This window comes from Streptantibioticus parmotrematis (assembly GCF_019890615.1).
Lineage (GTDB): Bacteria > Actinomycetota > Actinomycetes > Streptomycetales > Streptomycetaceae > Streptantibioticus_D > Streptantibioticus_D parmotrematis.
In genome coordinates, this window is sequence record NZ_JAINVZ010000011.1 from 132587 (window position 1) to 150524 (window position 17938).

At 74.3% G+C, this 17938-nt stretch carries 20 protein-coding genes; 9 read left to right on the plus strand and 11 right to left on the minus strand.

Annotated features, from left to right (window positions below; genetic code table 11):
- Positions 1-15: 15 nt before the first annotated feature.
- A complete protein-coding gene (locus K7472_RS17730; protein ID WP_222979118.1) occupies positions 16-618 on the plus strand; it encodes a hypothetical protein in 603 nt (200 codons plus the stop codon).
- An 81-nt stretch (positions 619-699) separates the two neighbouring features.
- Here the strand turns inward: K7472_RS17730 and K7472_RS17735 are convergent, their stop codons facing one another.
- Positions 700-1968, minus strand: coding sequence for a lipase family protein (locus tag K7472_RS17735; protein ID WP_222979120.1), 1269 nt, complete (start codon positions 1966-1968; stop codon positions 700-702).
- Positions 1969-2444: 476 nt separating this feature from the next.
- On the opposite strand from K7472_RS17735, the gene K7472_RS17740 reads away from it, so the two are divergent.
- The 3 genes from K7472_RS17740 to K7472_RS17750 all read left to right on the plus strand — a co-directional run bounded on the left by K7472_RS17740 (position 2445) and on the right by K7472_RS17750 (position 4917).
- The gene (locus tag K7472_RS17740) at positions 2445-2888 is read left to right on the plus strand and encodes an RrF2 family transcriptional regulator (RefSeq protein WP_222979121.1); all 444 of its coding nucleotides are present in this window, start codon (positions 2445-2447) and stop codon (positions 2886-2888) included.
- Between the two features lie 127 nt (positions 2889-3015).
- A complete protein-coding gene (locus K7472_RS17745) occupies positions 3016-4251 on the plus strand; it encodes a globin domain-containing protein (RefSeq protein WP_222979122.1) in 1236 nt (411 codons plus the stop codon).
- Positions 4252-4347: 96 nt separating this feature from the next.
- Positions 4348-4917, plus strand: coding sequence for a DUF488 domain-containing protein (locus tag K7472_RS17750; RefSeq protein WP_222979123.1), 570 nt, complete (start codon positions 4348-4350; stop codon positions 4915-4917).
- 13 nt (positions 4918-4930) lie between these two features.
- Here K7472_RS17750 and K7472_RS17755 read toward each other — a convergent pair whose 3' ends face one another.
- From K7472_RS17755 to K7472_RS17765, 3 genes are read right to left on the minus strand one after another with little or no spacing between them, the layout of a single operon-like run.
- Positions 4931-5593: a DUF309 domain-containing protein gene (locus tag K7472_RS17755; protein WP_372457987.1), complete on the minus strand. Its 663-nt coding sequence runs from the start codon at positions 5591-5593 to the stop codon at positions 4931-4933.
- Positions 5594-5605: 12 nt separating this feature from the next.
- On the minus strand, positions 5606-6034 hold the full coding sequence (locus K7472_RS17760; protein WP_222979124.1) for a hypothetical protein: 429 nt from the start codon (positions 6032-6034) through the stop codon (positions 5606-5608).
- Complete coding sequence (locus tag K7472_RS17765; RefSeq protein WP_222979126.1) at positions 6031-6696, minus strand: helix-turn-helix transcriptional regulator; 666 nt, start codon at positions 6694-6696, stop codon at positions 6031-6033. Before K7472_RS17765 ends, K7472_RS17760 begins: the two co-directional genes overlap by 4 nt.
- A gap of 190 nt (positions 6697-6886) precedes the next feature.
- Here K7472_RS17765 and K7472_RS17770 point away from each other — a divergent pair, with 190 nt between their 5' ends.
- Positions 6887-7297 carry a hypothetical protein gene (locus K7472_RS17770; protein ID WP_222979128.1) on the plus strand — a complete coding sequence of 137 codons (411 nt, stop codon included), beginning with the start codon at positions 6887-6889 and terminating at the stop codon, positions 7295-7297.
- Here the strand turns inward: K7472_RS17770 and ssuE are convergent.
- From ssuE to K7472_RS17790, 5 genes are all read right to left on the minus strand, one after another.
- Positions 7292-7849: an NADPH-dependent FMN reductase gene (gene ssuE / locus K7472_RS17775; RefSeq protein WP_222979130.1), complete on the minus strand. Its 558-nt coding sequence runs from the start codon at positions 7847-7849 to the stop codon at positions 7292-7294. The genes K7472_RS17770 and ssuE overlap by 6 nt on opposite strands.
- A 281-nt stretch (positions 7850-8130) precedes the next feature.
- Positions 8131-8217 (minus strand): putative leader peptide, encoded by an 87-nt coding sequence (locus K7472_RS33710; protein ID WP_358233614.1) that lies wholly within the window; start codon positions 8215-8217, stop codon positions 8131-8133.
- A gap of 54 nt (positions 8218-8271) precedes the next feature.
- On the minus strand, positions 8272-9285 hold the full coding sequence (locus tag K7472_RS17780; protein WP_222979132.1) for an NADPH:quinone reductase: 1014 nt from the start codon (positions 9283-9285) through the stop codon (positions 8272-8274).
- Positions 9286-9372: 87 nt separating this feature from the next.
- Positions 9373-10851 (minus strand): APC family permease, encoded by a 1479-nt coding sequence (locus tag K7472_RS17785; protein WP_252395779.1) that lies wholly within the window; start codon positions 10849-10851, stop codon positions 9373-9375.
- 110 nt (positions 10852-10961) lie between these two features.
- The gene (locus K7472_RS17790; protein ID WP_252395780.1) at positions 10962-11441 is read right to left on the minus strand and encodes a hypothetical protein; all 480 of its coding nucleotides are present in this window, start codon (positions 11439-11441) and stop codon (positions 10962-10964) included.
- Between the two features lie 291 nt (positions 11442-11732).
- Between K7472_RS17790 and K7472_RS17795 the strand changes: the two genes are divergently transcribed.
- On the plus strand, positions 11733-11996 hold the full coding sequence (locus K7472_RS17795; protein WP_252395781.1) for a hypothetical protein: 264 nt from the start codon (positions 11733-11735) through the stop codon (positions 11994-11996).
- A 51-nt stretch (positions 11997-12047) separates the two neighbouring features.
- Here K7472_RS17795 and K7472_RS32720 read toward each other — a convergent pair whose 3' ends face one another.
- The gene (locus K7472_RS32720) at positions 12048-12521 is read right to left on the minus strand and encodes a DUF6344 domain-containing protein (RefSeq protein ID WP_308013963.1); all 474 of its coding nucleotides are present in this window, start codon (positions 12519-12521) and stop codon (positions 12048-12050) included.
- 573 nt (positions 12522-13094) lie between these two features.
- Here K7472_RS32720 and K7472_RS17805 point away from each other — a divergent pair.
- The 3 genes from K7472_RS17805 (at position 13095) to K7472_RS17815 (ending at position 16216) form a co-directional block, all read left to right on the plus strand.
- Positions 13095-13976: an LAETG motif-containing sortase-dependent surface protein gene (locus tag K7472_RS17805; RefSeq protein WP_222979137.1), complete on the plus strand. Its 882-nt coding sequence runs from the start codon at positions 13095-13097 to the stop codon at positions 13974-13976.
- 256 nt (positions 13977-14232) lie between these two features.
- Complete coding sequence (locus K7472_RS17810) at positions 14233-14676, plus strand: DUF7144 family membrane protein (protein WP_252395782.1); 444 nt, start codon at positions 14233-14235, stop codon at positions 14674-14676.
- Positions 14677-14680: 4 nt separating this feature from the next.
- Positions 14681-16216: an ATP-dependent DNA ligase gene (locus tag K7472_RS17815; protein WP_222979139.1), complete on the plus strand. Its 1536-nt coding sequence runs from the start codon at positions 14681-14683 to the stop codon at positions 16214-16216.
- A 58-nt stretch (positions 16217-16274) separates the two neighbouring features.
- On the opposite strand, the gene K7472_RS17820 is transcribed toward K7472_RS17815, so the two are convergent.
- Positions 16275-17711 carry a hypothetical protein gene (locus tag K7472_RS17820; RefSeq protein ID WP_222979141.1) on the minus strand — a complete coding sequence of 479 codons (1437 nt, stop codon included), beginning with the start codon at positions 17709-17711 and terminating at the stop codon, positions 16275-16277.
- Positions 17712-17938: the final 227 nt, after the last annotated feature.

Below are 17938 nucleotides of genomic sequence, written 5' to 3' on the forward strand. Positions count from 1 at the left end.
GAGATACTGCCCGCCGTGGAGCAGCGCAACGGCCCGAAGATTCCCCCCGTGCACGCCGCCGGGCTCGACCCGGCGTTCGTCCCCGGTCTGACCCTGCCACGCCAGGCGGAGGCGGCCCGCGAGCCATCGGCACCGGACGACCCGACGCCGCCGGCCGCCGACGAGACGGTGGCCGCTGAGAAGGCGGCGCCCGCTGACGAGGCGGTGGCCGCTGACCAGGCCCCGGCCGCGCCGGACGCCGACGAGGCCGGGACGCGGGACGGCACCGCGGAGACCACCGACGCCACGGAAGCGGACGAACCAGATGAAGCGGACACTTCCGGCGAAGCGGACGCCATGGGCGGCCCCTCGTTCGAGGCGTCCGACCACCGCGGCGGCGTCACCGCCGACCGCCGGGGCGTGCGCTTCACGCTGGACGGCGAGGAGGCGGACTTCACCTGGGACGAGATCGGCGCCGTCGAGGTCGACACCCCGCGCTTCGGCCGCACCCTGATCGTCACGGTCTACACGACGAGCCGCCACACGTACGAGGCGTACGTGGACGCGCCCAACCGTTCCCAGCCCAAGCGGTGGGCGACGGAGCTCGACGCGATCCTGGACGAGTACTTCGAGGCCTGAGGCCGTTCCCGAAGCGGCGGGAGCGGCCGAAGCGGTCGAACCAGCGGATGCGGCCGAAGCCTTCGGGCCCCGGTCCCGGGGTCAGCAGCTGCTGTCCGCGCTCCGGCCCGCGAAGCGGTCGGAGAGGAAGTCCAGGACGGACAGCCTGCGGGCGACCGCCTCCTCGACGTGCTCGCCGATCGGGTCGCGCACCTCGTCCACGGTCGCGCCCTTGGCGCACCAGTCCTTGACCAGCGTGTCGTCCTGGCCCACCGGCACGATCTCGTCCGTGTCCGCGTGGTAGTCGTAGACCGGCGTGGCGGGGGCCTGGGTGCCGAGCCTGTTCTCGTTCAGCACGGCCGCGACCGACGGCACGCTCAGCGGGTCGGGCACGGTGGTGTCCGAGGACAGCTTCTTGAACGGGTAGGCGGCCAGCAGCTGGGTCATGCACTTGCCGCCGGTGTTCGTGAAGTCCTGCTGCCCCTGCGCGTTGAGCAGCGACGGGATCCCCACCTCGGGGAACTCGGTGCTGATGCTCCACGCCGCCGCCATCTCGAACCCGGCCGCCGCGCCGCCGTCCAGCGAACGCGCGACCGCGGTCGGGTCGGCGGGCACGCCGCCCATCGCGGCACCGGCCAGCCGGACGTCCGGGGCGTAGGACGGCTGGAGCTGCGCCGCCCAGCCGGTCGCCTCCGCGCCGCCCGAGTAACCGTCCAGCGCCCAGGGGCTGTTGGCACCGATACCGGTGTCCTGGGTGTCCTGGAAGTTCTTCACCGCGCGGATGCCGTCGAGCACCGCGTGCCCGGCCTGCGGGCCCGCCATGAACACCGACTTGGGCCCCTCGAAGTCGGGCACGGCCACCGCCCAGCCCTTCAGCAGCAGCGTCGCCGCGTCCGCCAGGTCGGCCACGTCGGTGCCGGACGCGAGGGTGTAGGAGGGCGCGCACTGCGACCCGGTGCTGTCCTCGGGCGCCTGGAGCGAGACCACCGGGCGGTCGCTCCCGGAGGCCGCGCCGCCGGGCACCATGAGCGTGGTGACCGTCAACTCCGGTTGCCCGTGCGAGTCGTTGGTGCGGTACGAGATCTGCCAGGCGTCCGTCCCGGTGGGCAGCCCGAGCAGCGTCACCGACACCGGCCGGGTCGCGACGATCTGGCCGGGGGCGTACGAGCCGATGTCCGCGGGGGCGCTGTAGAAGGGGTCCTGCCCCGGCGCGACGGACCCGGCACTCGGGGCGTCCGAGGCCTTGGCGGTCGTGGCGGTGTCGGCGGTGGCGGCGGTCGTGGCGGTGGCGGCGGTGGCGGGCCCGGCGGCGGCGAGCACGAGCGCGCAGCAGGCGGCGGTCGCGGCCAGGGTCGTGATGCGTGAAGCCATGGTGGGGGAGTCCTCAACTCGTCGAGGTGGGCGACGCGTCGGACCACCGCGGGCGGGCGTGATCGCCACGTTCGGCACGATCGGCACGCCCGCGACGCGGACGGGACGCGGCGCGTGCGGGTGCGGTGCGGTGCGGCTGCGGTGCTGAGCAGGGTGCGTGCTGAGCAGAGGTGCGGTGCTGAAGTGCGTGGGGAGCTGAGCAGGGCGTGGCGCTGAGCAGGGTGGGCGCTGGCAGCGCCGGGCGCGGGGTGTTGCCCCGGCCATGCGGGGGTGCGGGGCACTCGGGGGTCCGGAGCCCAATCTGACAACGAGGATTTTCAGAGTGCGCCCGACAGGTGTCAAGGAGTCGCGCGGTACGCGGACGGGTCGGATTCCGTGAAGGTCTCCGTGAAGGTCCCGGCGGCGGGTGGCCCGTTCCGGGCCGTTGACCCACCCCCAAATATTCATCTCATCCACCTATTTGTTAGCGTCAGGGCGTGCGGTTGAAGAAGTCCACCGACCTGGCGCTGCGCGCGGTGATGCGCCTGGCGGTGACGAAGCAGAACGAGAGTCTCACCACCCGGGAGGTGGCCGAGGCCATGGCCGCGCCGTACGCGCACATGGTCAAGGTGGTCGCCAGACTCCAGCACCTGGGCGTCGTGGAGGCGCGCCGCGGCCGGGGCGGCGGCCTGGAGCTGACCGCGTTCGGCCTGCGCTCCTCGGTGGGCTGGCTGGTCCGCACGCTGGAGGGGGAGGAGGAGGTCGTCGACTGCGACGGCGATCCGCCCTGCCCGCTGCGCGGCGCCTGCCTGCTGCGGCGCGCGCTGCGCGAGGCCCAGCAGGCGTTCTACGCCTCACTGGAGACGCTGACCATCGGGGACCTGGTCGGCTCTCCGACGGGTCCGGTCCTGGTCGGCCTCACGGCACGGCCACAGGACTGAGGACCCGCGCCCGACCACCCCTCACGGGGCCCGTACCGACCGAACGACCGCCCGGCCGACCGGTCCGACTCAAAATATGAAGATCACTTACCACTTAAGCCGGGCACGTGAACCGAAGGAGAAAACCATGCTGTCCGACGAGGCCACCCCTGTCGTCCGCGCGACCCTGCCGGTGGTCGGCGCCGCCATCGGCGAGATCGCCGAGCTGTTCTACCGGAAGCTGTTCGACGCCCATCCGGAGTTGCTGCGCGACCTGTTCAACCGGGGCAACCAGGCCAACGGCGAACAGCGCCAGGCGCTGGCCGGGTCGATCGCCGCCTTCGCCGGGATGCTGCTGGAGCGCCCCGACACCCGGCCGGACGCGATGCTCACGCGCATCGCCCACAAGCACGCGTCGCTCGGCATCTCCTCCGACCAGTACAAGGTCGTCCACCGGCACCTGTTCGCGGCGATCGCCGAGGTGCTGGGCGACGCGGTCACCCCGTCCGTCGCCGCGGCCTGGGACGAGGTGTACTGGCTGATGGCGAACGCCCTGATCGCCATCGAGGCACGGCTGTACGAGCGCGCCGGGGTCGCCGAGGGCGAGGTGTGGCGGCGCATGGTCGTCACCGGGCGCCGCCAGGAGACGCCCGACGCGATCTCCCTCACCCTGCGCCCCGCCGACGGCGACGGCGACGGCCCGGCGGGCGCGTTCCGGCCCGGGCAGTACGTGAGCGTCGGCGTCCGGCTCGCGGACGGCGCCCGCCAGATACGCCAGTACAGCCTGTCCGGCGCGCCCGGCCTGCCCGAGTGGCGGATCACCGTCAAGCGGGTCGCGGACGGCGCGGGCCCGGACGGCGAGGTCTCCACCTGGCTGCACGCCCACGCCACGCCCGGTGACGTGCTGGAGGTCTCGGCGCCCTTCGGCGACCTCGTGCTGCCCGCGGGCGACGGGCCGCTGCTGCTGGCCTCGGCCGGGATCGGCGGCACGCCGATGCTGGCGATGCTGCACCGGCTGGCGGCGGACCGCGCGGCGGGCGGCCCGGCCCGCCGGCTCGTCGTGGTGCACGCCGACCGCGAGCCCGGCCACCACGCGCACCGGACCGAACTGCGGCGGCTGGTCGAGGAGTTGCCGCAGGCCGAGCTGCACCTGTGGTACGAGGCGGGGGCGGACGCGGTGGACGGTCACCACGAGGGCGGACGAGCGGTCGTGCGCCGGGGGCGGGCCGATCTGGGCGCGGTCGCGCTGCCGGACGGGCTCACCGCGTACCTGTGCGGCCCGCTGCCGTTCATGCGTGCCGTCCGGGGCGACCTGCTGCGGCGCGGTGTGCCCGCCGAGGCGGTGCGCTACGAGGTCTTCGGCCCGGACCTGTGGAGGGCGTGAGGCGGACACCGCCCGGGGCCCAGCGATCGCGCGGCGGCGGGCAGGTCGGCAGACTCGGAGTATGCGGAAGCTTCCCGCGGACCGGCCCGGACGCCGATGACCGCGCGCGGTCCGCTCCGGACGGCCGACGCGCGGGAGCCCGGCACGACGCTGCTGACCTTCGGCCACGGCACACTGCCGCGCGAGCGGATGACGGAACTGCTGCACGGCGCCGGGGTCGCGGCGGTGGTGGACGTGCGGACCGCGCCGGGCAGCAGGCACAACCCGGACACCCTGCGCGCCGCCCTGGAGGAGTGGCTGCCGCGCGAGGGCGTCGCGTACCGCTGGGAGCCCCGCCTCGGCGGCTTCCGCAAGCCCACCGCCGATTCGCCGGACGTCTTCTGGGAGAACGACTCGTTCCGGGGCTACGCGGGCCACACCCGCGAGCCCGACTTCCTCGCCGCCATGGACGAACTGCTCGCCCAGGCGGCCGGCACGACCACGGCCGTGATGTGCGGCGAGACGGTCTGGTGGCGCTGCCACCGCAGGATCATCGCCGACTACGCGGTGCTGGCCCGCGGCGCGCGCGTCCTGCACCTCGCGCACGACGGACGCCTCACCGAGCACCCGCCCACCCGCGGCGCCCGCCTGCGCGCCGACGGGCTGCTGGTCTACGACCTGATGTGACCGGGCGGGGTCTTCACCGTCCGCGCACCCGCAGCGCGGGCGGGACCCGCTCCGCCGCCGCCGTCGCGTCGGAACGCGCCCACGCGATCAGGCCCGGCACGTCGATCCCGTACGGCGCGGGCGGCCCGGCGTAGGGCACGAGGCCGTCCGCCGCCCGCGACAGCAGGGTCCGCGCGCCCTTGGCGTTGCCCCGCGCGAGGTGGGTCAGTCCCACGGCGAACTGCGCGAGCGCCCGCCACAGTCCCCGCTCCCCCGGCGGCGCCGTCTTCCAGGCGTCCTCCAGGACCTCGTGCGCGTGGAACGGCATCCCCGCGTCCAGCAGCCGCTGAGCCTGAGCCAGCGACTCGTCCGGCGTGCGGCGCACCCCTTCGGGCTGGCGGGCGACGCCCTCGGCTCCGTACGGCAACGGCCTGCCGAGGCCGTCGCGCGGCCGGGCGTTGCGCGCCCGCCCCTCCGTGTCCCGGTCCCGGTCGCGGTCGGCCCCCGCGTCGTCGTCGGGGTCGTCGGGGCCCGCGCCGCAGTGCTCGCAGACCGGTGTGCCCGGCCGTTCCCGTACCCGTCCGCACGCGGGGCAGACCGCGTTCAGCCAGCAGGCCGGGTCGCCGCCCTCGCGCCACGGCTCGTCGTCCCCGCGTCGCTCCTCGTCCCCGGTATCCACGGTGTCCCCGGTATCCACGGTCGCATCCTCTCAGGCGGCCAGCGCGCAGGCACCCAGGGCGACCAGGACGACGACCTTGGCCGCCTCCAGCGCGATGTACGCCAAGTGCCCGCGCGAGCGCGGCAGTTCCTCGCCGGCCAGCACGCGGTCCGAGCGCCGGTTCAGCGCGGGCCGCACGGCGGCGAGCTGGACGGCGAGCACGACGGCCGCGGCGGCGGTGAGCGCGGCGACCGCCGTGCTCGGGGCGCCGGTCGCCACGGTCACGATCACCACGAGCGCGAACAGCGCCTCGACCGCGTTCAGGGCACGGAAGACCAGCCGCCCGATGCCCAGGCCGACGCGCACCGTCACCTCCGGCGCCCGGAACTTCAGCGGCGCCTCCAGGAAGGAGATGGCCAGGACCATGCCCAGCCAGACGAAGGCCACCGCGGCGGTGACGGATGCGGCGGTGTGGTTCATGCGCGTCGACTACCTTTCCGCGAGCTCTCCGCGAGCCGGGCCAGGCAGGCGTCCGGCTCGGCGAACGGTTCCAGGCCGGTCGCCGTCACCTCGCCGCCCAGCTCTTCCAGCGCGCCCTGCATCATGCCGAGGTGCACCGAGCAGACGATCTGCCCGTACTCCTCGGCGAGTTCGAGGAACGGGCAGTGCCGCAGCCGCACCACGTCCGGCCCCGCGCGTTCCGGCTCGAAGCCCAGGTCGGCCAGGAGCCCGGTGAGCCGGTCGGTCGCCTGCCCGGCCGTCAGCCGCCGGCCCGGCGGGGGACGCTCGACCAGGAACCCGCCCCACGCCAGCCCCGCCCGCCGGGCCTCCTCCGGTGCCGCCTCGCCCTCGACGGCCAGCCGCCCGAGCAGGATCCGCGCCAGCAGCCGGTACCCGCGCACCCCACCGCGATCCATGCCGGGGCGCGGGGCGTAGACGGTACGGGGGCGGCCGGGCCCCGACGGCTCCTGCACGGTGCGGTGCGCGGCGCCCTCGGCGACCAGCGCGTCCAGGTGGAAACGGGCGGTGTTGGGGTGGACGCCGAGCCGGCCGGCGATCTCGGTGACGCCGAGCGGGCCGTCCGCCTCGCGCAGCGCGTCCAGCACGGCACGACGACGCGGGCCCTGCGGTGTCCGCTCCACGGCTGCCGCCCCTTCCTCGTGCGCCGCAACGCGCTCCGGGTCGCGTGACGGCGTGCGTCGCGCTCCGGCGCACCCGTGACGCCGGAGCACTTCCGACGTTTTCACGAATGCTACCTGTAATAATCGGCGCGACACCGCCGGGGTGCCCGTTGCCGTGGACGGGGGCCGCCGGAGCGAGGAAGGGGAGCGTGTGACACCGACACGCGAGTCGTCCCAGGAGGAAGGGGCGGGGCCGCCGGTCCCGCGCACGCTGTGCGACGTGCGGGCGGTCACCGCGCCGGACGCCGTCGCGGACGCGTCCGCCGGGGCGCTGTGGCGGCTGGCCGAACCGGGCCGTCAGCTCGACGCCAACGTCGTCCACCTGCCCGCGCGGCAGCGCGTGGACCCGCACACCGAACCGGAGTTGGACGTCCTGCTGCTCGTCGTGGGCGGCGACGGCACCCTCGGCACCGCGGACGACGGCCAACGCCTCGCCGAGGGAGCCCTGTTGTGGCTGCCGCACGGCGCGGCGCGCGCCCTCACCGCGGGCCCCGGCGGCCTGTCCTACCTGACCGTCCACCGCAGGCGGCAGGGCCTGCGCATCGGCCCGCCGCCGTCATGACGCGGCGGGCAGCAGCGCGGGGCGCCCGCCGAGCGCCGCGGAGAAGCGGTCGACGAGTTCGCCCAGCATCCGCGCGGTGGCAGGCGCGACGGTGACCGCGCCGGACTCGCCGAGGGTGATCTCCTGGTCGAGGGTGAACCACCCCGGCAGGATGTGCGCCGCGCCCATCGAACTGAGCACCGGCCGCAGCGCGTAGTCGATCGCCAGCACGTGCGCGGTGCTGCCGCCGGTCGCCAGCGGCAGCACGGTCTTGCCGGACAGCGCGTACTGCGGCAAGAGGTCGAGCAGCGTCTTCAACAGGCCCGAGTACGCCGCCTTGTAGACCGGCGTGCCGACCACCACGCCGTCCGCCCGCGCGAACAGTTCGGTCGCGCGCACGATCGCCGGATGCCCGAAGTCGGCGCCCAGCAAAGCCTGCGCGGGCAGCGTGCGCACGTCCAGCGGCACGACCTCGTGCCCCTGCGCCGCGATCCTGGCGTCGAGGTGACGCAGCAGCCCCGCGGTGCGGGAGGTGGCGGAGGGACTTCCGGAGACGGACAGGACGACGGCCATGACGGGACCTTTCCGGCACGGTTGAGGAGAACGGAAGACCGTTCCGAGTGATCGGCCAAAGGGAAAAGGGAACCGGGGACGAAGGGCGACCGGCGAATTGCGCATCACGGATCACACATCATGGATCACGGATAACGCATCACCGGTCACGGTTCACCCGCGCGAACAAGAACACGGAATGCGCGCAGGCTGAATTCACGCCCTGCCGGGGCCTCTTGGAGCGAGACGGGGGCAGGGGCGCGGCGTGGTGGCGGAACGTGGCGAGGGCGGCGCCTCGGCCGTCAGGCCCGGGAGGAGGGCGGACAGAAAGCGCTGGAGACACGCGCGAGATCGACGTGGCGTCGTCGCGTGAGATCCGGTCGCTTCATGCCGTCGATCCAATCAGCCGGAAATCGGGGCGGTCAAGAAGCCGGAAAGGGATTTCACATCCCGGACACGGCCGTCCCGTCCACCGCGTCCAGGCCGGGCAGCAACACCAGCCGCCTGCCGTGCAACGCACCGCGTTCCACCATGCGGTGCGCCTCGGCGGTGGCCGACAGCGGCAGCGTCTCGATGGACCGGGGGCGCGCCCGGCCGTCCGCCAGCAGCCGGTTGACGGCCTCCGCGGCCTGCGCCAACTGGGCTGTCGTGGCATGGGAGATGACGAATCCGGTGATCGAGCAGTCCTTCATGTACAGCGGTCCGACCGGGAGTTCGGGGCGGGCCCTGGCACCCGAGAACAGCACGACGCGACCGCCCCGCGCCAGCAGGTCCACCGACGTAGCCAGCTCGTTGCGTCCCGATGTGTCCAGGTAGAGGTCGACGCCGTCCGGACAGGCCGCGCGCAGCCGCTCCCCGAGGTCCTCGGCGCGATAGTCCAGCACCTCGGCGGCGCCCAGCCCGCGCACGTACTCCGCGTCGCGCGCGGCGGCGGTGGCCACGACCCGCGCGCCCGCCTCGGCGGCGAGCGCCACCAGCACCGTGCCGACGTTCCCCGCCGCGCCCTCGACCAGCACGGTGTCGCCCGGCCTGGCCCGGCCGTGGGTGAACAGCGCGAGGTGGGCGGTGGCGGCGGGGTGGAGCAGGGCGACCGCGACAGCCGGGTCCACGCCGGGCGGCAGGTGGTAGAGCCGGTCGGCGGCGACCACGGCGCGTTCGGCCGCTGCGCCCTGACGGCCCTCGTGGCCGAGGCTGTCGCACCACACCACGTCGCCGGGCGAGAAGTCCGCCGCTCCGGGCCCGGCCCGCAGCACCCGGCCGACCAGGTCCCGCCCGACGACGAACGGGAACGGCACCGGTGTGGCGAAGAGCCCGGAACGCACGAAGGCGTCCACCGGGTTGACGGTGGTCGCGACCACCTCGACCAGCACGTCGGTGGGACCGGGGCGGGGCGTGGGGAGGTCGCCGTAGGTGATCTCCTCGGGCGGTCCCAGGCGTTCGACGAAGGCTGCGCGCATGGCGCCGACGGTAGGCGGGACGGCGGGCGCGGGGCAGTACGACCGGCCGGGGCGGGCGGGGATGTCACCGGCACGGAGGGCCGCCGGTCAGACGTCACCGCCTCCCGGAGCGGGCTCCGGCGCGGCCTCCGGCCCGGGCCTCGGCGCGGGCTCCGGCGCGGGCCGCCCCGGCAGGCGTCCCCGGGCCGCCGCCACCGCGTAGGCGGCCAGGGCGAGGGCGGCGACGCCCAGCGCCACCGCGAGGTCGCGGCCGTCCTGCCGGGACAGCGCCAGCGCCACCCCGACCACGGCCACCAGCGGCGGCAGCGGCCACCACGGCATGCGGAAGACCCCGCGCAGCCCCCGCCCGCGCACCCGGCCGACCAGCGCGGAGACCGCCACCAGCAGGTACACCACGACGATCATGACCCCGGTGAAGGTGACCAGATCGTTCAGCGAACTGCACACGCACAGCAGGCCGTTGCCCAGGAAGAGGAACGCGAACGCCCGCACCGGCACCCGTGAGCGCGCCGACGTCCGCCCGAAGAACCCGTTCAGCGGCCCGGGCAGCATCCCGTCCCGCGCGGTCGCGTAACAGACGCGCGCGTAGCCGAGGTTGGCCGCCAGACCGGTGTCGAACATCGCCACCACGACCCCCGCGATCAGCGCCTTCGCGCCGTCCGCGCCCATCACCTGCCGCGCGACGAGCGACAGCGGCGAGGCGTCGGAGGCGGTGCGGCCCAGGTCCCCGACGGCCGAGGTGGCCGCGACGACGGCGAGCAGTTCGACGACCACGGCGACGACGGCGGCCACCACGACGGCCCGCGGACCCGCCCGGCGCGATCCCCTCGACTCCTCCACGAAGTACAGCGGCCAGTCGTACCCGTTGAAGGCGAAGAGCGCGGGGACGACGGCGGTCAGCAGCGCGCCGAGGCCGACCGCGTGCGGCAGCGCGCCCGCCTCCCGCGCCGCCCTCGGCTGCCCGAACGGGTGCGCGCCCGGCGCGGCGTGCGCGAAGGCGAAGCCGGTGAAGACCAGGATGACGGCGAGTTCGAGCGCCAGCATCACGGCGGCCACCCAACTCGCCGGGGACACACGGCCGATGGACAGCGCGGTCACCAGCGCCATCATCCCCAGCGCCACCCACCCCGTCGGCAGCCCGCCGGGCACCAGCGAGGACAGATAGGTGGCCGAGGCGACCAGGATCGAGGCGGTCGAGACGAGTCCCAGCAGCAGGAAGAGCACCGCCGTGACGCCACCGGCCACCGGTCCGAGCGCACCGCGCACGATCGCGTAGCAGCCCCCGGCCGACGGGAAGCGCCCGCCGGCCTCCGCGTAACACAGCGCCATGCACAGCGCGATGACCGCGCCGATCACGAACGCCCACACCACACCGGTGCCGGCGGTGCCCAGGCCCGAGCCGTAGACGAGGAAGACGGAGGTGGTCGGCGAGATCGCGGCGACGGCGATGGCCAGCACGTTCAACGGGCCGAGCGCGGCGCGTTCCAGACCCTCGTCGCCGTCCGGCCGCCGGGGCGCGGTGCCGCTGTCGTCCGCCGGTCCCCCGGCGCGTGTCGCGTCAGCCATGTTCTTGGTTCTCGCCCACCCGCGCCACCGGCCAAACCAGCGCCGACGCGTGAGGGCCGCCCCGACGGGACGGCCCTCGTGTGTCATACGTCCTCACACCGGCTACGGCCTCACACCAGCTTCGGCGTCCCCAGGCCGAGCGCGCGGAAGGTGATCCGCTGGTCCACCCACAGCAGCGTCACCGTGGCGCCCGCCATCGCGACGGCGAAGACCAGGTGCCCGGCCGCCGACGTCACCTGCGTCCCGGCCGCGCCCAGCAGCAGGTGGGCGCCGAGGCGCGCGGCGATCAGCCCGACGGCGATCATCCGGGTACGGGAGTTCTTCAGCATCGCGCGGACCAGCTTGCGCCGCTTGCCCATCACGGTCAGGCCCACCACGACGTTCACGGCGGCCAGCGCGGCCAGCACCACCCAGGCGCCCTTCCACACGTGCATCAGGTCGTACGCGGCACCGATGACGCCCTCGAACCCGAAGAACCAGATCGGCAGCGGCTTGACCTTCGACAGGTCCACGCCCTTCGTCCCGCCCGCCACGTCCCCACCGACAGCCTGCGTCCGCTCCTGCGATCCCCGCGTCATGATCCCGTTCATCTCGTCCCCCTCGGGCCCCGCTCGTGTCACCGCCCTGATGACACCACTCATCCTGCCGCCCGCGCGGGTCCCCACGGCAGAGCCGCCTGTCACCACTCCCGCAGGACAAATGTCACGCCCGCCCGCACCGGTGACCGCGCGCACGCACGACCGCCCGCACGCGCAACCGCGCCCGCACGCACGACTGCGCCCGCCGGAACGAACGGTTCCGGGTCGGGCGGGGAAGCCTATGCTGGTGGGGCGAGGGGGTCAGCGCGGAGGTGCGCCATGGGTCGTTCTCGTCATTTCCACATGGACCACGCCAGCCACTCGATCACCGTCAACCTGCGCTCGGCGGCGCCGCATGAGCTGGAGCTGCTGATCGACGGCAAGGAAGTCTCCCGGCAGCGGTTGCACGGCTCCGGGACCTACCGGCTGACCGGGGTCCTGCCCGACGAACCCACTCATCCGTTCCACGTGCGCGTCAGAGAGTCGCGCATGGGGTTCGCCACGCCGACCTGCGTCATCGAGATCGACGGCACGGAACTGCTGATGCAGGAGCGTCCGGTGGCCTGAGGCGACGGCCGGGGCACGCCCACCGTCAGCGGCTCAAGCGACTCAGGCGACTCAGCGACTGAGTGCCCCGAGCGGTTCGAGCGGCGACGGCACGGACGCGGCGGGCGGCAGGTCCGGGGAGGACTGCGCTCGCGATCCCGTTCCCGATGCGTGTTCCACCGCCGCGGTCGCCTCGCGCTGCGCCGGGAGCGTGATCGGCATCGCCATCGGGTCCTCGACGGCGGCCAGACGCCGTACCGCGGGGGAGGAGCCGTGCGCCTCCGCGTGGATGCGCTGCTTGATGGTGGGCGGCAGCGAGCCCGGCTTGCGCGGCCCCCTCACCATCTCCAGCGGCGGCACGCACAACGCCGGGACGGCGACGGTACGCCGACGGGCGGCGGTCTGCTGGGCGGGGATGACGACGGCCGGGAGGGTGCCGGCGCCGCTCTCGCGCTTGACGCCGAGGGCGGTCAGCAGGCGGGCGAAGACGGTGAGGAAGGCGGTCAGGCAGGCGGTCCAGAAGGTCGTGACGCGGGTGGTGGCCACGGCTCCTCGCTTTCGGTCGGTGCGGGCGATCAGATGACGACGGGGGCGACAGGGGTGACAGGGGCAACAAGGCGATATAGGCGGTCTGTGTACAGCAGAGCCGCTTTACATACCTTCCTCATGATGTGGACGCATCCCGAAGAACGTGGGATCTGAGCATGCGATTCGCGGATCTTCCGATGAACAGCACCCGGACGGAGCAACCCGGCCGCCGCACGGCGCCGCCCCGAGCCACCGCACCTCCCGCCCACTGACAGCGAACGCACAGGTCAGAGCCGTTTTCACATCACGGATGCATAAGGTTCGCTGTGAATACGGCGTCACCAACCGCCCATAGCAACCCGATTGACGCCAACCGGCTGACCACGCCCCTGTACAGCGCGGAAGCGGGCGCGGCATACTCGCGGCCCGGCCACCTCCGGCCGCGACATCAGACTTCGGCGACGAGGCCCCCTTCGCAGGCGGCGGAGTTCGAGCTGTGCCCTGGCAGCCCCACCTGACAGGTGGCCCACGCACCCCGTCATCCCTGTCCCCGCCCGTCCGCCGGCCCGGCACGTTCAGCAGGGAGCACCAGTGCAACGGACCATCGGCTCACGAATCGTCGGCGCCCTCGGCGTCGGCGCGATGGCGGCGGCGGTATCGGTCGCGGGGGTCACTTCCGCGCAGGCCGCGGAACGCCACCACCCCGGCCACGGGCAGTGCGGCCAGGTCGGCGTCGCCTACTCGCTGGACGGCGGCTCCAGTTGGACGACCTTGGGCCGCATCAACGGCTCGGCGCCCGGCACGATCGAGGTCAGGCTCACCCACGACGTCGCGCAGGGCTGCCAGTACCCGGTCTCGCTCGCGTCGTACAGCGCGCAGGGCCCGACCTGGCAGTCCTCCGGCGAACAGGGCTTCCTCGGCTGGGACACCACCGTCCTCAAGCACGGCCACCTCCAGGCCACGCTGGACGTCAGCGCGCACCTGCCGTCCTGCTTCGGCCAGATCGACCTGTACGGCAACGGCGACAAGTACGACGGCGTGGCCAACCCGCTGCCGCACTACCCGGATTCGGCGACGCCGACCGATCTGATCACGGCGTGGAACGGAGCGGCGCCGTGCTCCTCGGCGAGCCCGTCGCCGTCGTCGCCCGGCGGTTCCACGGCTCCGGCGCCCGGGGGATCCGGGACGCCGACCCCGGTGGCTTCCGGGAGTCCGTCCTCCGGCGCCGGGTCGCCGAGCTCCGCGCCGTCCGCCTCGGCCTCCGCCTCCGCTCCGGCGACTGCCACCGCGGCGCCCAGCGGGACCCCCTCGGTGCCGCCCAGCTCGACCACGCCGACCGGCGGCGGCCTCGCCGAGACCGGCGGCAACGGCACCCAGACCGCGGCCTTCGCGGGCGGCGGCGCGGTGCTGCTGCTCCTGGGCGCGGGCGCGGTCATCGTCGGTCGCCGTCGCCGTACCCCGGGCGCCCGCTGACGGGACTCCGGCGGGCGGCATGACGTAGCCGCGAGGAAGGCGGGCGGGGGCACGGACCCGGCCCGCCTTCCACCTGCGGGCTGCGGGCGCCCTTGCGCGTACGGCTCCCGCCCGCCGCCTCGCGTGGGGCCGTCCCCGCTCCGCCGTGCGGGTGATCGCGTCCGTTGTTAACGTGAAATGTGCCATTTGCCTGATTCATGCGCACAGCACGGCACACCACGTGACCGGCGCGCACCACGTGACACCGGGAGGCACCATGGCGCAGACAACGGGAGCCACCTCGCACGCCCCGCCCCCACCCACCGCACGCGGCTCGTCCGGCGGGGGCGCGGCCGCCGGACTCGTGCTCTTCGCGGGCGTGATGATGGTGGCCAACGGCATCCTCGGCATCTTCGAGGGCGTCGTCGCCGTCGCCAAACAGCACGTCTACGTGTCCACCCCGAACTACGCCTTCAGGTTCAGCCTCTACTCGTGGGGCTGGGTGCACATCATCGTCAGCGCGCTCGTGCTGATCGTCGGCTTCGGGGTGATCGCCGGACAGGCGTGGGCCCGCGCGGTGGGCATCCTCATCGTCGCGGTCAGCCTGCTCGCGAACTTCATGTTCCTGCCGTACTACCCCTTCTGGTCGCTGATCGTCCTCGCGATCGACGTCTTCGTGCTGTGGGCCCTGTGCACGTACCACCCGCAGCCGCGACGATGAGGCCATGCTGCTGGCCGACGTAGCCCGGGTGTCCCGCGAGGTGGCGGCCACCCGGGCCCGCACCGCCAAGACGGCCGCCCTCGCCCGGCTCTTCGGTTCCGCCGGGCCCAGCGAGGCACCGGTGGTCATCACCTACCTCGCCGGACGCCTCCCGCAGCGCCGCATCGGCGTCGGCTGGAGCACGCTGAGCGAACCCCATCCGCCGGCCGGGTCGCCGACGCTGACGGTGCTGCGGACGCACGAGGCGCTCGACCGCCTCGCCTCCGTCTCCGGGGCCGGGGCGCAGGGTGAACGCAGGCGCCAACTGGGCGAGTTGATGCGCGCGGCGACCGAGGAGGAGCAACGCTTCCTGCGCGCCCTGATCGCCGGGGAACTGCGCCAGGGCGCGCTGGACGCCCTCGCGGTGGAGGGCCTGGCCGCCGCGGTCGGCGCCGCGCCCGACGACGTGCGCAGGGCGGTCATGCTGGGCGGTTCGCTGGGCGCGGTCGCCCAGGCCCTGCTGGCGCGCGGCACCGAGGCGCTGGAGGACTTCCGGCTCCAGGTCGGCCGCCCGGTGCTGCCGATGCTGGCGCAGAGCGCCCGGGACGTGGACGACGCGATCGACCGCCTCGGCCCGTGCGCCCTGGAGGAGAAGCTCGACGGCATCCGCGTCCAGGTGCACCGCGACGGCGACGCGGTACGGGTCTTCACCCGCACCCTGGAGGACATCACCGACCGCCTGCCCGAAGTGGTCGACGCGGCACGCGAGTTGGACGTCGGCCGGGCGATCCTGGACGGCGAGGTCATCACCCTGGACGACCACGGCCGCCCGCGCCCCTTCCAGGAGACCTCCTCGCGCGTCGGCTCCCGCCTGGAGGTCGACGAACGCCAGGCACGGCTGCCCGTCTCGCCGGTCTTCTTCGACCTGCTCGCGGTCGACGGCGACGACCTGCTCCAACTGCCCACGGGGGAACGCAACGCCCGGCTGGCCGCGATCACGCCCGAACCGCGCCGGGTGCGCCGGGTCACCGTCGAGGACCCGGCCGACCCCGGACTGCGCGAGCGGGCCCGCGAGTTCGCCGCCGACGTGCTGGAGCGCGGCCACGAGGGCGTGATGGCCAAGGGACTCGACGCGCCGTACGTCGCCGGGCGGCGCGGGGCGTCCTGGCTGAAGGTGAAGCCGGTGCACACCCTCGACCTGGTGGTGATGGCCGCCGAGTGGGGCCACGGACGGCGCACCGGCAAGCTGTCCAACCTGCACCTGGGGGCGCGGCGGCCGGACGGGACGTTCGCGATGCTCGGCAAGACGTTCAAGGGCCTGACCGACGCCATGCTGGAGTGGCAGACGGCGGAACTGCTGCGCCTCGCCATCCACGACGACGGGCTCGTGGTGCGGGTCAGGCCCGAACTCGTCGTCGAGATCGCCTTCGACGGCCTGCAACGCTCGACCCGCTACCCGGCCGGGGTGACGCTGCGGTTCGCCCGGGTCGTGCGCTACCGCGAGGACAAGCGGGCGGACGACGCCGACACGGTGGACACGGTGCTGGCGTTCCAGCGCTGACCGCCCCGGCTCCCAGGGCTCCAGCGCCGACCGCCCCGGCCCGGGACGCCGACCGCCCTCACCAGTCGCCGCCGCCGAAGCCCCCGCCGTCGTCGCCCGAGTCGTCCCCGCCGCCGAAGCCCCCGCCCCCGAAGTCCCCTCCGAAGTCGGTGGCGTCGAAGTTCGAGCCCGAGTAGTCGCCGCCCTGCGAGCCGTCGTCGCCCCCGCCGCCGTTCCCCAGGCCCGCGTCGTAACCGGCGTCGTACCCCGCGTCGTAACCCTCGTAGCCGTACCCCGGGCCGCCGAACGCGCTGCCCAGCAGCGTGCCCGCCAGCAGGCCCGGCAGCATCCCGCCGCCGAAGTAGCCGCCCGCCCACGGCGCGTACGCCGATCCCGCGTCCCAGTACGGCTGCGGGCCGTGCGCGGTCTCGACCGTGCGGCTCATCGGCTCACGGCCGTCCGCCAGCCGCGCCGCGTCCGCCGCGCAGGCCGGCACCGTGCGGTGCACTCCGGCGGGCGGCGCCCAGTCGACGTCGGCCACCGAGGGCCCGTGCCGCGGGTCGAAGAAGCACGGCACCCTGCGCTCCGGCAGCGGCTCGCCCGCCCGGCGCGCGGCCAGCGTCGCCAGCGCGAACCGGCCGTCCTGGAGCGCCTCGGTGACCGGCCGCACGTCGTCCGGCCGCCGCGCCGCTTCCATCAGCGTCTTCGCCCGGTCGTACGCGTCCAGCGCGTGGGTGTAGTCCTCGCGCATCGCGTCGTCGGCGTGCGGGTCACTCGGGCTGAAGTCGAGCCGGTCCAGTTCCTCGCCGAACGCGGTGATGTCCTCGTCGACCACCCGGCGCAGCTGGTCGAGCTGCTCGCGGTCGCGTTCGGCCCGGCGCCTGCGGCTGCGGCGGTAGACCAGGGAGCCGCCGCCACCGGCCACGACCACCAGCGCGCCCACCGCGACGGCGCCCGCCACGCCCGCGCCACTGCCGCCCTGGCTGCCCCACGAGGAGGGGGCGTGGCCGTGGGCCTGCGCGTCGGCCTGGTCGACGAACTGGTCGAGCTGCTTGCTCGCGTCGCCCGCGTAGGAGCGCTGGACCTCGCCGACCAGGTTGCGCACCGCGGTGTGCGACATGACCTGCGGATCCGCGCCCGCGTTGAACCCGTTCCCCAGCCGCACCGCGTAGACGCCGGTGATGCCGACCTTGGCCCGCAGGTCCTGGAGCAGGTACTGCTTGGGGTACGCGGTGGTCGCGGGCAGGACGGCGACGAAGACCGGCTTGTTGTCGGAGCGGATCTTGTCGGCGAGCGCGGTCGCGTCGGACGGCGAGACCTGCCCGTTCATCGCCGGGTCGACGTAGACCGGGTTCTTCTTCAGCGCGTCGGCGACCGCGTCGATCCCGGAGGCGGCCCGCGCCGCCGGGGCGAACGCCCCGCCGAGGGCGAGCAGCAGGGCGGACAGTCCGAACAGGGCGGCGAGCAGCGGACCGGCCGGCCTGCCGCCCGCCCGCGATACGAAGCCGAGGCGCATGGCCGCGCGTCTCCTAGCTGGTGTCTCGAAAGTGGTGCGTACGGTCGCCCGCGCGCGGCGCGGTGCCGCCGCGCGGTCGGTCGTCCCATGGTGCGGCACGGAACCGCCCGGCACCGGGTCGCGCCGCGCCGGAGCGCACGACGAGCCGCCGGTGCCGGGCGGCGTGGCCCGGCGGGGCGCCGGTCACTGCCGGGCTCAGCGCCTGGTCGGTGACCGGCTCGATGCCC